The sequence below is a fragment of the Anoxybacillus sp. ST4 genome, from assembly GCF_019448545.1.
Lineage (GTDB): Bacteria > Bacillota > Bacilli > Bacillales > Anoxybacillaceae > Anoxybacillus > Anoxybacillus pushchinoensis.
On record NZ_JAHZOE010000004.1, the window covers coordinates 17,876 to 33,545 of the forward strand.

10 protein-coding genes are annotated in these 15,670 nt (G+C 43.6%); 5 read left to right on the plus strand and 5 right to left on the minus strand.

The annotated features are described in order from the left end of the window. Window positions 1-98 precede the first annotated feature (98 nt). Entirely contained in the window at window positions 99-1,151 is a 1,053-nt protein-coding gene (locus K1I44_RS04445; protein ID WP_219985389.1) for a Fic family protein, read from the plus strand. An 8-nt stretch (window positions 1,152-1,159) separates the two neighbouring features. Here the strand turns inward: K1I44_RS04445 and K1I44_RS04450 are convergent, their stop codons facing one another. Continuing rightward, window positions 1,160-1,579, minus strand: a complete 420-nt coding sequence (locus tag K1I44_RS04450) for a VanZ family protein (protein ID WP_219985390.1) — start codon at window positions 1,577-1,579, stop codon at window positions 1,160-1,162. Window positions 1,580-1,719: 140 nt separating this feature from the next. On the opposite strand from K1I44_RS04450, the gene K1I44_RS04455 reads away from it, so the two are divergent. Next, window positions 1,720-3,345: an SWIM zinc finger family protein gene (locus tag K1I44_RS04455; protein ID WP_219985391.1), complete on the plus strand. Its 1,626-nt coding sequence runs from the start codon at window positions 1,720-1,722 to the stop codon at window positions 3,343-3,345. Then, on the plus strand, window positions 3,342-6,044 hold the full coding sequence (locus K1I44_RS04460) for a DEAD/DEAH box helicase (RefSeq protein ID WP_219985392.1): 2,703 nt from the start codon (window positions 3,342-3,344) through the stop codon (window positions 6,042-6,044). The genes K1I44_RS04455 and K1I44_RS04460 overlap by 4 nt, the downstream gene beginning before the upstream one ends. Window positions 6,045-6,163: 119 nt before the next feature. Here K1I44_RS04460 and K1I44_RS04465 read toward each other — a convergent pair whose 3' ends face one another. The 3 genes from K1I44_RS04465 to K1I44_RS04475 form a co-directional block, all read right to left on the minus strand. Then, window positions 6,164-9,220: an efflux RND transporter permease subunit gene (locus tag K1I44_RS04465; RefSeq protein ID WP_219985393.1), complete on the minus strand. Its 3,057-nt coding sequence runs from the start codon at window positions 9,218-9,220 to the stop codon at window positions 6,164-6,166. A 96-nt stretch (window positions 9,221-9,316) separates the two neighbouring features. Continuing rightward, window positions 9,317-10,288, minus strand: a complete 972-nt coding sequence (gene galE / locus K1I44_RS04470; protein ID WP_219985394.1) for a UDP-glucose 4-epimerase GalE — start codon at window positions 10,286-10,288, stop codon at window positions 9,317-9,319. A 62-nt stretch (window positions 10,289-10,350) separates the two neighbouring features. Continuing rightward, window positions 10,351-11,661 carry a UDP-glucose dehydrogenase family protein gene (locus tag K1I44_RS04475; RefSeq protein WP_219985395.1) on the minus strand — a complete coding sequence of 437 codons (1,311 nt, stop codon included), beginning with the start codon at window positions 11,659-11,661 and terminating at the stop codon, window positions 10,351-10,353. Between the two features lie 162 nt (window positions 11,662-11,823). On the opposite strand from K1I44_RS04475, the gene K1I44_RS04480 reads away from it, so the two are divergent. After that, window positions 11,824-12,516 carry a plasmid pRiA4b ORF-3 family protein gene (locus tag K1I44_RS04480; protein WP_255573215.1) on the plus strand — a complete coding sequence of 231 codons (693 nt, stop codon included), beginning with the start codon at window positions 11,824-11,826 and terminating at the stop codon, window positions 12,514-12,516. Window positions 12,517-12,729: 213 nt separating this feature from the next. Next, window positions 12,730-14,571 (plus strand): alpha-amylase, encoded by a 1,842-nt coding sequence (amyS, locus tag K1I44_RS04485; RefSeq protein ID WP_219985396.1) that lies wholly within the window; start codon window positions 12,730-12,732, stop codon window positions 14,569-14,571. A gap of 126 nt (window positions 14,572-14,697) precedes the next feature. Here the strand turns inward: amyS and tagU are convergent, their stop codons facing one another. Continuing rightward, the gene (gene tagU / locus K1I44_RS04490) at window positions 14,698-15,621 is read right to left on the minus strand and encodes a polyisoprenyl-teichoic acid--peptidoglycan teichoic acid transferase TagU (protein ID WP_219985397.1); all 924 of its coding nucleotides are present in this window, start codon (window positions 15,619-15,621) and stop codon (window positions 14,698-14,700) included. Between the last annotated feature and the right edge of the window lie 49 nt (window positions 15,622-15,670).

Consider the following 15,670-nt stretch of genomic DNA (forward strand, 5'->3'; position numbering starts at 1 on the left):
CTTTTTTTAATTTGTTTTTTAATTTGTAATGAGTATATTTTTATAAAAATAGGTTCACTATGTTATAATTAAATATAATCATTTATAAACGAGGTGGTATGATGCGCATATACAATTACGAGCTATTGAAACATCTCCCATACTCCATGGAAACGATTCAACTACTGACAAAAATTGATGAATATAAAGGAAAACAAGACTTATACAAAAAACAATCTCCTCAAATACTTGAAACGCTGAAAAATGTAGCAATCATTCAATCAACAAAATCATCAAACGCAATTGAAGGGATTGTTATTACAGATAAACGTCTCAAAAGCATTATGGCTGAACGGACGGTACCGATGGATCGATCGGAAGGAGAAATTGCTGGATACCGAAATGTGTTAAAATTGATCCACGCATCATACGACGCCATTCCGCTATCCCCTTCTATCATTAAACAACTGCATCGCGATTTATACGAGTATGTTCCTTCGCAAGGTGGAGAGTGGAAAAATCAAGATAACTATATAAGTGAAGCACTCCCGAATGGCGAAAAGTTTATCCGTTTTATTCCTGTACCAGCTTTCCAAACCGATGAACATATGCGCCTTCTTTGCATGACTTTTCAACATACAACTCAAAAAAGCGACATCCATCCATTAATCGCAATTGCAACCTTCATTTTAGATTTCCTTTGCATTCATCCATTTCACGACGGCAATGGACGGATGTCACGTTTATTAACTCTTCTTTTATTATACAAATTCGGGTACGAAGTCGGTCGCTACATTAGTATGGAAACACTCATCGAAGAAAGTAAAGAAACATATTACGACGTGCTAAAGCGCTCATCAATCCATTGGCATGAAGGGAAAAATGACATTTTCCCTTGGCTACATTACTTCTTATCGATTATTGTTGCCGCATATAAAAAGCTTGAAGAACGTGTTGGTTATATAGAAACAGGTCGCGGAAACAAACGAAAACGCATTCAAGATTTTATTGAAGGAAAAGTTGGATATTTTACAAAGGGAGATATTCGCCACGCTTGTCCTGACATTAGCGAAGCAACAATTAATCGCGTTTTGAATGAATTAAAGGAAGCGAAGAAAATTACACCAATCGGTAAAGGGAGAGGTTCGAAGTGGCGGAAAATAAGCGAATAAGCGAGCGACTATGCTCGCTTATTCGTCTTCCAAACGATCCATAAAACGATCGTTGCCCCGACCATATCGATCATGACGTCAGAAAATAGTGCCGTTCGGTTCGGCTGAAACGACTGATGCCATTCATCAAATATCGCACAGACGAGCGTAAGCAACCATGCGAAGCAATAAGAAGCTGTCGCTTTCCATGCAAGAAAAGAAAACGTCCCAAACACGATCATATGAGCGCATTTACGAACAATAAAATTCCATGAAAATACCCCATCGCTCACAGGGCGGTTCGTTTCAATTCCAAAATAATTCAACCAATGGCGTATCCATTGCGCGGTTTGCTCTCCAGTAAATAGCGGAGACTCTGTAAAATAGTAAATGAGACCACACCATATAAACACAAGTCCCCACCATATCAAACGATTTGTTTTCGTCATCTTTTAAGCCCTTTCTACATATGGAAATCTACACATCATTTTACCATTTTCATCGCCTTTGTACGATTGATTTGTTCCATTTGTAAACAACAAGCACACATGCTAAAATAAGGGCAAATTGATAAAAAAGGAGCTTTCGTATGTTACAGACGATGTTATCGCAAGAAGTGATGACAAAAGCGGCTCAACGTCTCATGAAGCTTTTACCGTACAAAAAACATAGCGACGTCATCAAGCGAGCATGGCATTTGTATCGCACCGGACATGTATATAACGTGACAATCGAAAATAACGTGCTAAAAGGAAAAGTGACAGACAAAGGGCAGACGTACGAGCCAACGTTTCGGCTGAAGCAAGCAGCAAGCTCATCTTGTGGTTGTACAGCTGTCGGCCTATGCCCTCACAATGTCGCGTTATTTTTATATGCGTACAATCAAATTGACGCAGTCGGAAATTTAATTCGGCAATGGAAAGAGCCGACGACAAAACAAAAAAATGTGCGTCGTGATGAAAAACAAAAACACATACAAGTGAATGAACAACATAAAAAAGACGCGACACCGAACGGAAACATCATTGACGCTTGGTGGAACTCCTTTGAAGAAGCATATCACCGCATCCCCCTTGATTATATAACGGAAGAAGAACAAATGCGGAGATTCATTCATTCCTTTTTCCAAACGTTCGAGCGTCCGACGGCAAAAAAACCGTTTTTAGACCATCTATATTACGTACACGCATCGTTATTTACATTCACGGAACTGACTCGCATCCCGCTACAACCGTGGGGCTACTCCGCGATGATGCAAGAGCGGCACGTCAACCAATTTGCCCAAACGGTACAGCAAGCGATCAAAGACTTAGCGAAAAAGCCGCGTACAAAGCTGCACGAACAACTCATATATGCGTCAATGCCGTACGCACGAAGCATATTGTCAGGCGAATTAACGTACTTTAGACAAATACTAGATGTATATGAAACAATGTGGACATATGTATTCACCGATCCGTCATATCGCGAAGAAGAATGCAACTGGGCGATAAAACAGCTAAATGAGAAAGAAACAGTCGAACAAAAACTACCATTTATCGCTACCGCTTCATACGTATCATTTTTGCTTGAAAACGATCAGCAAGCTTATCAGCTCATTGAACCGTTTCCATATTTAGCAACGGAACATATCGTCGATTTTATGCACATGTCGTTTGCGAAAAAACAAATACAACGCGGAGCTGAGTGGTTTCATCGGCTTGAAAAAAATATGGAATCGTACTTACATTCGCTTCGTATGACTGACCGCGAATGGTTTGTTCGCACCGTATTGTCCGCCTATGGTCAATACAGCATCGCAACAAAAAGCGACGAAACAGAACGATACGAACAGCTTCTTCAAAAGCTTCTTCCGTATAGTTTTTATATGTACATCGACTACTTATTCGATGAACAGCAATGGAAAAAACTAATCGAATTATATATGCTTGAAAAAGCAAACGTCGATATGATTCACCCGTTCCATTTAAAAGCAATCGAACAAGCGGATCGTTCGCTCGTTCTTCCGCTTTATCATCAAACGATTATGTACTACATCGAACAAAAAAATCGGAGCGCATACGAACAAGCAATCAAACATTTACGAAAACTGCGCGCTCATTATCGAGCATTAAAACAAACGCATCGCTGGGAAGCATATGTGGAAAAGCTAGCTGAACAAACGAAACGTTTACGCGCATTTCAACAATTGTTACAGAGAGGGAAATTTATATGATGCAACAAATCGAACTACATAGCCGCTGGCTCGATGAGCGAAAACAGTTTTTTTTATATAGCGAAGACGTACATCCTGACGATTGGAGAGACATCGTTTTTTTATGGCATGAAGAAACGTTTTATGGCACATTTGCCCCTATCGAGACGATTGGAACACATATTGGCGTTCTCCTTTCCCCTTGGGAAGCGCTCACGTTTTTTGCTTATCCATCCAAAAACGAGCTGATCGACATCATATGGGATGAACAAAGTAAACAATTTCAAGCGTGGGCGAAACAAATCATTGATGATTTGGAACAAAAGCAGTTCATGCCCGACTTTGAGGCGTGGAAAAACGGGCGCTTCGGATGGAAAGGAACGGAAGCGGACGATCATCCATTCGTATCCGTTTGGCGTTCAGAAGCAATCAATGACTGGATTCAATCAGACGTTGAGCTCAAACAAACGTGGCAACAAATGATCGACACATATCCGCTCATTGTAGGAGACGCTACGTCATTTATAGACGAGCACGAGTGGTTAACAGAAATTGGATGGGATAAAAATCGTCCCCCGTTTTCCGCCGCTATTCGCTTACATGAACCGAGTGAAGACGGAGGGGCGTGGCCGCTCGAAACCGTGCTCATCGACACGGAAACGAATGACATCACCGTATATCCGCATATACCGAAAGCTTGGGAAGCGTACGCTAGCCATATTGAACGAGCACAACAACGATGGCAGACAATTGTCCCATGGCTAGGCGAAAACGGAGCGTTGCGCAACGAACTAAACGAAGAAGAAGCATGGCGCTTTTTAGTGGAAGCAACTATTGAACTCACCGAAGCAGGTGTCCGCGTCATTGTGCCAGAATGGTGGGAAGTCGTTAAGCAAACAAAACTTCGGGTAAAAGCCCGCGTCAAATCATCAGCGACGTCTGTATTCGGGCTTGATGCGCTCGTTGATTTTGATTGGCGCATCGCCACAAACGGGGTGGAATTGACAGAACAGCAATTCGCGGAACTCGTCGAACAAAAGCGCCGCCTCGTGCGCATTCGCGACCAATGGGTTCAGCTTGACCCTGCTTTCATTCAAAAAGTACAAAAACTGATGAAACAAGCGAAACAAGAAGGTGTATCGATTCGCGACGTGCTCATGCAAACATTGGCGGAAAAAACAAACGAACAACATGAAGACGATGAAGCGATTGACATTGAACTAAATCGCTCGTTTGCCACACTCGTACGAAAAATGAAAAACATTGACCATATCCCAAACGTCACCATTCCGAGCACGTTCCATGGCACGTTACGTCCATACCAACAGCGAGGCGTCGACTGGCTCATCTTTTTACGCCAGCTCGGTTTTGGCGGCTGTCTAGCAGACGATATGGGTCTTGGGAAAACGATACAAATGCTAGCCTATCTCGCCTATGTGAAAGAAAACGAGAAACGAAACGGCCCTGCTTTACTTATTTGTCCAACGAGCGTCATCGGCAATTGGCAAAAAGAATGTAAGCAATTCGTGCCGTCTTTAAACGTTTACGTCCATCACGGATCAAATCGCGAACACGGCGATGCGTTTGCCGAAAAGGTAAAAAGCTACGACCTCGTCATTACATCGTATAGCTTGGCGCATTTAGATTTTGACGATTTGGCCAGCATCAACTGGGACGTCATTTGTTTAGATGAAGCGCAAAACATTAAAAACGCCCAAACGAAGCAAGCGCGCGCCATTCGCAAGCTGAAAGGACAGCATAAAATTGCGCTTACCGGGACACCGATTGAAAACCGGTTAAACGAGCTATGGAGCATTTTCCACTTTTTAAATCCGGGCTATTTAGGATCGCAAACCGAGTTTCAGCGCCAATTTGCGACGCCAATTGAGAAAAATGGCGATAAGCAAGCGACCGAACGTTTACAAAAGCTCATTCGTCCGTTTTTACTACGCCGCACAAAAACAGACGAACGAATTGCGCTCGACTTGCCGGATAAGCTCGAACAAAAAGAATATTGCCCGCTCACTGCTGAACAGGCGTCGCTATACGAACAAATTGTGCAACAATCGCTAGAACAGCTTGACGAAGTGGACGGATTTGCGCGGCGCGGCATCATTTTACGCATGTTAAATAGTTTAAAACAACTATGCGACCACCCTGCCCTTTACTTAAAAGAAAAGCATCCAAAACAAATCGTTGAGCGGTCGCATAAAGTAGAAAAGCTGCTTGAGCTTGTCGGGCAAATTCGCGACAGCGGAGAAAGTTGTTTAATTTTTACGCAGTACATTCAAATGGGCGAGATGATTCAACATATTCTTGCTTCTCATCTAAAAGAAACGGTCGTCTTTTTAAACGGCAGCACGCCAAAACAAACGCGCGATGAAATGATTGAACAATTTCAACATGGACAGTTTCATATATTCATTTTATCGCTCAAAGCAGGCGGAACAGGGCTAAACTTAACTGCTGCTAATCACGTTATTCATTTTGACCGCTGGTGGAATCCGGCCGTTGAAAACCAAGCGACAGACCGAGCATATCGCATCGGGCAGACGAAATTTGTCCACGTGCATAAGTTCATTACAACTGGCACGATTGAAGAAAAAATTGATGATATGCTTGAGAAAAAGCAGTCGCTCAATGAACAGCTCATCCAAAGTGAAACGTGGATTACCGAACTGTCCAACGAACAATTACGTGAACTATTTACCCTTTCATGAGGTGAAATATGGCAAAGAAAAAAGGAACGAAGCAACAAACATTATGGGAAAAACTGCTTGAACAAATGGCCAAAAAACTAGAAGAACGAAAAAAATAAACAGCCGGTGACGTCGGCTGTTTATTTTTGCATATAAAACTTTCTCGGTAACGTAAAGCTGTACACGACCGGGATGACAAATAACGTCAACAACGTGCTGCTCAATAGTCCACCAATGACAGTAATCGCCATCGGCTGATTGAGCTCCGCCCCGTCACCGAAGCCGAAAGCAAGCGGCAATAAGCCTAAAATCGTCGTTAACGCCGTCATTAAAATCGGGCGAAGGCGAAGCTTAACCGCTGTGACAATAATGTCTCGCTCTCCGCGGGCGCGCAATTGATTCATATAATCAACGAGCACGATCGCATTGTTGACGACAATACCGGCAAGTACGATGCCGCCGATAATGACCATGACGCTTACTGGCGTCTGCGTCAACGATAATCCACCCGCAATTCCGACGATCATTAACGGAATCGTAAACATAATGATGAACGGATGTTTAAACGACTCAAACTGCGCCGCCATGACGAGATATACAAACGTAACCGCCAATCCGAAAGCTAACGCTAAATCGTCAAGCGACGACTCAAGCAATTCCCGATCGCCGCCAAAGACGATGTCCGTCTCAGCTGGAAGATCGAGCTTTGCGATTTCACGGTCAACAAGTGCCGATATGTCGCCAAGCGTCACCGAACTTTTATATTTCACAGTAAACTGAACGGCACTTTGTTCATTTACTCGCTGAATTTGGACGCGGCTTTTTCCAACGGTGACCGAAGCAATATCCCCAAGTTTTACAAACGTACCGTCCGGTTTTTTTACAAGCAATTGCTTTAAGTCAGACACGGAATTTTTCACGTTTTCATCGTATTCGACCGTCACATCGTACACGTTCGCGCTCGCATCAATGATGCGTGTCGCCGTCATTCCGCGCGTCATTTGTTGGGCAGCGATGGCGACTTGCGCGGGCGTCAGTCCATGTTGTAACGCTTTATCGCGATCGATTTGCACTTGAATTTCATCGACCGTTTCCGATAAATCTGTCGATACTTCTTTCACTTCTTTTAACGCCTTTACTCGTTTTTCAATTTTGCTGACGACTTGCTTCAATCGCTGTTCATCCGTATCTTTTACGCTAAATGTTAACGTATTTGGCGCACTTCCTGTCGACGCTTGCAAGTTAAACGATACTTCCGCTGTTTGATTTACGTTTTTCACCGCTTGCTGCACAGGTGCTTTTAATTTATCAACGACAACAAACACAGACCGATTCCGCTTATCTTTCGGCTTCATTTTCACATATATTTCGGCGACGTTCGTTTGCGTCGTTCCGCGAAACGACTGTTCTTGCGTCGAGCCGATGAGACTCACATACGTCTCAATCTCATCGACTTTCTTTAACTCATGTTCAATCGCCGCCACGACGCGCTCTGTCGCTTGCAGCGAAGCTCCATCGTCTGTTTGCACGCGAATGGAGAAAAACCCTTCATCTGTATTCGGCAAAAACTGCATACCTACTTTCGTTAGCCCGACAACGCCGACGCCAAGCAATCCAACCGCTGACAATAACACAACAAAACGATGACGCAATGCCCAACGAACGCTTTTTTCGAGCGCGCGCATCGGGGCGGAAGATAATCGCGCTTCCTCGCGATACCGTCTGCGCGGGCGCAACCAACGGCTCGCAAGCATTGGCACAACCGTCAGCGCAACAAATAGCGATGCCAGCAAACTAAACGCAATCGTTAACGCAAACTCGGTAAATAAATCTCCAATTAACCCGGTAATAAATAATACAGGAACGAATACAGCGACGCTCGTTAACGTCGATGCGACAATAGCGCTTCCGACTTCGCTTACGCCATCTTTCGCTGCTTCTTTCGGATCTTTTCCCATCGCTAAATGACGGGAAATGTTTTCAATGACGACAATCGAGTTGTCGACAAGCATGCCGATTCCGAGCGCCAACCCGCCAAGCGTCATAATATTTAGCGTAAAGTCGGAAAAATACATTAAAACGAACGTCACAATAACCGAATACGGAATAGCGATGCCGATAATGATCGGGCTTTTTATATTTCGCAAAAATAAAAACAACACAGCCATCGCAAACGCGCCGCCTAGAACGAGCGACTGTGCGATGTTGCGGATCGTTCGTTGAATAAATTCCCCTTGGTCAAATAATATATCGACGTGTACGTTTTTAAATTGTTCTTTTTTCAATAATTTGTCCAACTGCTTTTGGAACGCTTCGGACACTTCCGCTGTGTTTGCATCTGCCTTTTGCAGTACGCTCATGAGCACAGACGGCTGTTCATTCGTTCGAGTAATCGTTTGTTGTTTTTCCGAAACGAGCTCCACTTTTGCGACATCTTGCAGACGAATGCGTTCATTTGTGAGCGGATTGATCGCAATGACAAGCTTTTTTAATTCATCGACCGATTGCACGGTGCTTAAAATGCGCGTCGATAGTTGCCGCTCGTCGATGACAACCGTTTCTCCCGGCAACGACACGTTGTTGGCCGAAATGAAATTCGCAACGTCTTGTTGGGAAAGCCGATATGTACGTAGCTTATTTGGATCTACGAGCACGCGCACCCGTTTCGTCAACGTACCTGATACATTTACGCTCGCCACCCCTTCCGTTTTGGCAAGCTCCGCTTTTAACTGTTGCGCTAATGCGTTCAACTCACCCGCCCCGTCTTTACTCGTTAACGTCATTTGAATGACCGGAAACTGCGACGGGTCAAACTTTAAAAATCGCGGCTTTTGCACATCATCTGGAAGCGTCGCTTGATCGATGCGCTGCATCACATCATTTTGCATCTCATCAATAACTGTCGCCCATGAAAACTGCAACAAAATGAGTGTCGATCCTTCTTGCGACGTCGAAGTTATCGTTTTCAGCCCCGGCAGCGTCGCTAAGCTGCTTTCTAACGGCTTCGTCACTTTTTCAAGCACTTCCGTCGGGCCTGCCCCTGGATACGTCGCCACAACTACACCGACAGGGGGCTGAATATCAGGAATTAACTTCATCGGAATATTGAGCAACGATACCGCCCCTAAAAGAATGACGATCACCATCGACACAAATGTCAGCACCGGGCGTCGAATCGAAAAATGACTAATGCCCATTATATCTCCCCCCATGTTTGTTCTAATGATAGAGTAACGAACATATAAATCCATTGTCAAATTTGGAAACAAACGAAAAAAGAGGCTGAAACGTCTTCAACCTCTTTGCTTATTATGCCAATTCCAAGCAGTTTTAATGATGTCCTCTAACGAACGCGTCGCTTTCCAGCCGAGTTCGCGGGCAATTTTTTCGGACGACGCAACAAGCCGAGCCGGATCTCCTGGACGGCGCTCTGTATATTCAATCGTTGCTTTTTTCCCTGTCACACGCTCGCACATGTCGATTACTTCTTTCACCGAGTAGCCGAGCCCGTTACCAAGGTTGTATACAGCCGTCTTTTTCTCATCAGCAAGAAGGGCATGCAAGGCAAGAATGTGCGCCTCCGCTAAATCGGTCACATGAATGTAATCGCGAATACATGTGCCATCTGGCGTATCGTAATCTGTGCCAAACACTGAAATTTTATCGCGCAATCCGAGCAAATGTTGCAAAATAAGCGGAATTAAGTGCGTCTCTGGGTCGTGATCCTCCCCGATTTCACCGCTTTCATGCGCACCCGCCGCATTAAAATAGCGCAAGACGACGTAACGTAAATCGTACGCTGATGCAAAATCTGAAAGCATATGCTCGATCATTAATTTCGAGCGACCGTACGGATTAATTGGGTTTGTCGGGCAATCTTCCGTAATGAGATCAACGTTTGGAATGCCGTACACCGCAGCTGTCGATGAAAAAATAAAACGCTTGATGCCATATTCCATCATCGTTTCCAATAATGTCAGCGTCGCTGCAACATTGTTTTTATAATATTTCATCGGTTCAACGACCGACTCGCCTACTAAACTATTTGCAGCAAAATGCATGACCGCATCGATCGGATATTTTTCAAACACGCGTACAAGCGTCGCTCGGTCGCCTAAATCGCCATGAACGAACACCGCTCGTTTGTCAACGAGATGACGATGCCCTGTCGATAAGTTATCAAGCACGACGACCGGCTTCGTTTCAACTAACTCCTTTACCACATGGCTGCCGATATATCCTGCACCACCAACGACTAAAATCATACAGCATCCCCTTTCCTTGTCATACACTTCAATTTTATCACACATATATAGGGAAAATGGACTTATTTTATATTCGTTATCGGTTTTCGTCCGATCGAGTAATATTCAATTGGGTAGCGCGCTACATCATCGAGCGCATAACAATTGCGCCCGTCAAAAATAATCGGCGTTTTCATTTGCTCGACGTATACAGATAAGTCCAACTGGCGAAACTCGTCCCATTCTGTTAAAATCATCGCCGCATCCGCACGTTCAAGCGCCTGTTCTACCCGATCTGCATATATGACTTCTTTCGGCAGCACATGTGCCGCCTTCCCCACCGCAATCGGGTCATACGCAACGACGATCGCCTGTTCAGCAAGCAGCTCGCGCGCAACGACAAGCGATGCAGCTTCCCTCATATCGTCTGTATTTGGCTTAAACGATAAACCGAGAAGGGCGATTTTTTTGCCTTGAAGATGTCCAAAACGTTTTTTTGCTTTTTCAATGAGCTTTCGCTGTTGTTTATTGTTTACTTCAATGACCGCTTTCAGCAGTTCAAAATCATGATCGATATTTGCGGCGATTTTTGCCAATGCTTTCGTATCTTTCGGAAAACAAGAGCCACCATAGCCGATGCCAGCGCGCAAAAACGAGGAGCCGATGCGCGCATCCATCCCCATACCAGCCGCCACTTGTTCAATGTCCGCCCCAACTTTTTCACATATGTTCGCAATTTCGTTAATAAAACTAATTTTCGTTGCTAAAAAGGCGTTAGAAGCGTATTTAATCATTTCTGCACTTCGAATATCGGTTTGAAAAATCGGAATGCCAAATGGACGATGAATGTCTGCAACCACAGCTGCTGCTCGTTCATCATCCGCCCCGATCACGATGCGATCGCCATGAAACGTATCATAAATGGCAGAACCTTCCCGTAAAAATTCCGGGTTCGACACGACTTCGATACGTACATGTGGAGCAAGCTCCGCAAACATGCGCTTCATTTCGTGATTCGTCCCGATCGGCACCGTACTTTTTGTCACAACGATGACATCTTTCGTTACCGTCGCCGCAATGTCTTTCACCGCTTGTTTCAAATACGTTAAATTCGCTGATCCGTCCTCGTTTTCCGGCGTGCCGACTGCGATGTAAATCACATCTGCTTCCCGATACGCACGCGCACCGTCCGTCGTAAAAAACAATCGCCCAGCGTCCATATTTTCCTTCATAAACGGCTCAATGCCCGGCTCATAAATGGGTGAAATGCCTCGTCGCATTCGCTCCACTTTTTCTTTATCGACATCAACGCACGTCACCCGATGTCCGATATGCGCAAGCGCCACCCCCGTCACTAAGCCAACGTACCCTGTGCCAACTACTGCAATGTTCATATCCGACCTCCGTGCCCTTTTTCTTTCAGTGTACACAAATGTGAGCACTTTTGCACGGTACAGCTATTCTGAAAAATACTTTTCAAAAAATAAACCATTTCACTTATAACAAAGTGAACATTTGTCTATGATTATAGTAAAAGGACAGAGGAGGAATAGCGTATGCCTACTGCATGGGAAACATTAAAAAAGATTACAAAATTATCAGATTACGAGACATTACCTGCTTCGCTCCGCCACGAGATTGAAAAAACTTTAGAACAAGTCAAGAAAGCCGAAACAATTTATCAATTAAAAATCCAGTTGCGCGGTATCCGTCCACCGATTTGGCGACGTGTGCTCGTCCCAAGCGACATAACATTCGATCAACTCCATCTCATTATCCAAGAGGCGATGGGATGGGGAAATTACCATTTGTATCAGTTCGAAACAAGTGATGCGATCATTGACGTCCCGCACCCAGATGATCGATTTATGACTCTTTGGAAGGATAAGCTCGATTCACGAAAAACACCGATTAAAAAATATTTAAGTAAAGAGAAACAAAAAGTGCTATATACGTATGACTTCGGAGACAACTGGGATCATATCATTACATTGGAGAAAATAGAAAAACGAATCGAACCGTTAACACATCCGATTTGTATCAAAGGATCACGGGCATGCCCTCCCGAAGATGTTGGTGGAATTTGGGGCTACCAAGATGCGATCGATATGATGAAGGATGATACGCGAAAACAAGAGCGTCAAGAGTTTTTAGAATGGTATGACGAATGGCACGGAGACGATTTTGATCCAGAGCGCTTTGACATCGAAGAAGTAAACCAACGACTTGCGACCATTCGCTTCAAGTAGCGCAAAAATGTGAGAGGACTGCCGAAGAAGGGCGGTCCTTTATACATTCCTCCACATAAAATAACCACAAAGCTTTCATATTTGTTGAAATATATGAAAATAAAAAACTATATTGTAAGCGTTAACAAACATCATTATAATGACTTCAAACGCGTTTATGTTTTAATGCAAACGTTTGCACCATCATTTTACTTCAAGAAAGGATGTGTGTGTATGAATTATTTGAAAAAAGTGTGGTTGTATTACGCTATCGTCGCTACCTTAATTATTTCCTTTCTCACGCCCTTTTCAACCGCCCAAGCAAATACCGCACCTGTCAACGGAACAATGATGCAGTATTTCGAGTGGGACTTACCGAATGATGGCACACTATGGACGAAAGTAAAAAATGAAGCTGCCAACCTTTCATCTTTAGGTATTACGGCACTATGGCTCCCACCGGCATATAAAGGAACGAGTCAAAGCGATGTCGGATACGGCGTGTACGATTTATATGATTTAGGGGAATTTAATCAAAAAGGAACGATTCGTACGAAATATGGGACAAAAACGCAATATATTCAAGCGATTCAAGCTGCTAAGGCGGCGGGTATGCAAGTATATGCCGACGTTGTATTTAATCATAAAGCAGGAGCTGATGCGACGGAATGGGTCGATGCTGTTGAGGTCAATCCATCTAACCGTAATCAAGAAGTGTCAGGAACATATCAAATTCAAGCATGGACGAAGTTCGACTTTCCTGGTCGCGGAAACACGTATTCTAGTTTTAAATGGCGTTGGTATCATTTTGACGGAACAGATTGGGATCAAAGCCGTCAGTTAAATCGAATTTACAAGTTTCGTGGTACAGGAAAAGCCTGGGATTGGGAAGTTGACACAGAAAACGGAAACTACGATTACTTAATGTTTGCTGATTTGGATATGGATCACCCGGAAGTTGTAGCCGAGTTGAAAAACTGGGGAAAATGGTATGTGAACACAACGAACGTAGACGGATTTCGCTTAGATGCGGTGAAACATATCAAATATAGCTTTTTCCCTGACTGGCTGTCATATGTACGTAATCAAACAGGGAAAAATTTATTTGCCGTCGGTGAATTTTGGAGCTATGACGTCAATAAACTGCACAACTACATTACAAAAACGAATGGGGCTATGTCATTATTCGATGCCCCGTTGCATAACAACTTTTATATTGCTTCAAAATCAAGTGGTTACTTTGACATGCGTTATTTGTTGAATAACACGCTAATGAAAGACCAACCGGCACTAGCAGTCACACTTGTTGACAACCATGACACACAGCCTGGTCAATCTTTGCAATCTTGGGTAGAGCCTTGGTTTAAACCACTTGCTTACGCCTTTATTTTAACGAGACAAGAAGGGTATCCATGTGTATTTTACGGCGACTACTACGGCATTCCAAAATACAATATTCCAGGCTTAAAAAGCAAAATCGATCCACTTCTTATTGCACGTAGAGACTACGCATACGGAACGCAGCGCGATTATATCGATCACCAAGATATTATCGGTTGGACGCGCGAAGGAATAGACGCAAAACCAAACTCTGGACTCGCAGCTTTAATCACTGACGGCCCTGGTGGAACAAAATGGATGTATGTAGGCAAAAAACATGCCGGTAAAGTTTTTTATGATTTAACTGGAAACAGAAGTGATACGGTAACGATTAATGCAGACGGCTGGGGGGAGTTCAAAGTCAACGGAGGCTCCGTCTCCATTTGGGTTGCGAAAACTTCAAACGTAACATTTACCGTCAACAACGCAACGACAGTATATGGACAAAACGTATATGTCGTTGGAAATATTCCAGAGCTAGGGAACTGGAACATAGCGAATGCTATTCAAATGACGCCATCTTCTTATCCGACATGGAAAACAACTGTTTCCTTGCCTCAAGGAAAAGCAATTGAGTTTAAGTTTATTAAGAAAGACAGTGCAGGAAACGTTATATGGGAAAGTATAGCCAATCGAACGTATACGGTTCCGTTCTCATCAACCGGATCATATACCGCAAACTGGAACGTGCCATAACATGCTCAAGTCAGCTTGCCGATAAAAACGGCAAGCTGTACTCATGTACACGTTACGCTCTTTAGCACGGATCATCGCTTTCTTGTTTCTTTCCAATTCCAAATGGTAGAGGTCGAAACACGGACGTTACAATCCGATATTTAAATGTTTCTTTAATTGGTTGGATATCATTGCCCTTTCTTCCTCAGGGACAATGAAGTAGTAAATGCCATTCATTTTTTGACCTTTTCCTTGCATGTGGAGTTGTTCTATATGATGGCGAGCCTCTTTGTAATTCGCTTGAATTTGCTTCATTTCGTCAAACGTCATATTCGTCTTTACATTTTTCCCAATGGCTTCAAGTATATCGCTATAGTTGACTAGAGAAGAAAAGCTCGCCCCTTTTTTAATAATAGCCGCAATCACTTGCTTTTGGCGATCTTGTCTTCCGAAATCACCGCGCGGATCATCATAGCGCATGCGCGTATATTTTAAAGCACGATCCCCATCTAAAGTAATTTCACCTTTTGGGAAAGATTCTCCTTCATAATTAAAGGCAAAAGGATTACTTACCGTTACACCGCCAACCGCATCAACGATATCCTTGAAACCTTCCATATTGACTTTTATATAATAGTCAATTGGAATATGTAAAAACTGCTCAACCGTTGCAATCGTCATTTCCACCCCGCCAAAAGCGTAAGAGTGGTTAATTTTATCCTCTTTTCCTTTTCCGACAATCGCTGTGCGAGTATCGCGCGGAATGCTCAACATTTTAATCGATTGCTCTGTCGGATTTAACGTGACGACAATTAACGAATCTGCTCGTCCACGATCGTTTTTACGTTCATCTACCCCGATAAGCAAAAAGGATATCGGCTCACCTTTTCCGAGCGATAACTCATTCTCTCGCTGTTCCGAACGTTCTCGCTCAATCGGCTCATGCATCTCATTTATTGTTTCCTTGAACTTACCGTACATCGAAAAAGCATACGCTCCCGCCATGACAAAAAGTAGCACAACAATAGCTATAATCTTATAACGTATTTTTCCACCTTTGTTTGCTTCCATTTCTATCTTCCCTTTATGTATGCTGAGATATCATTCAAGTGAAGCGTAC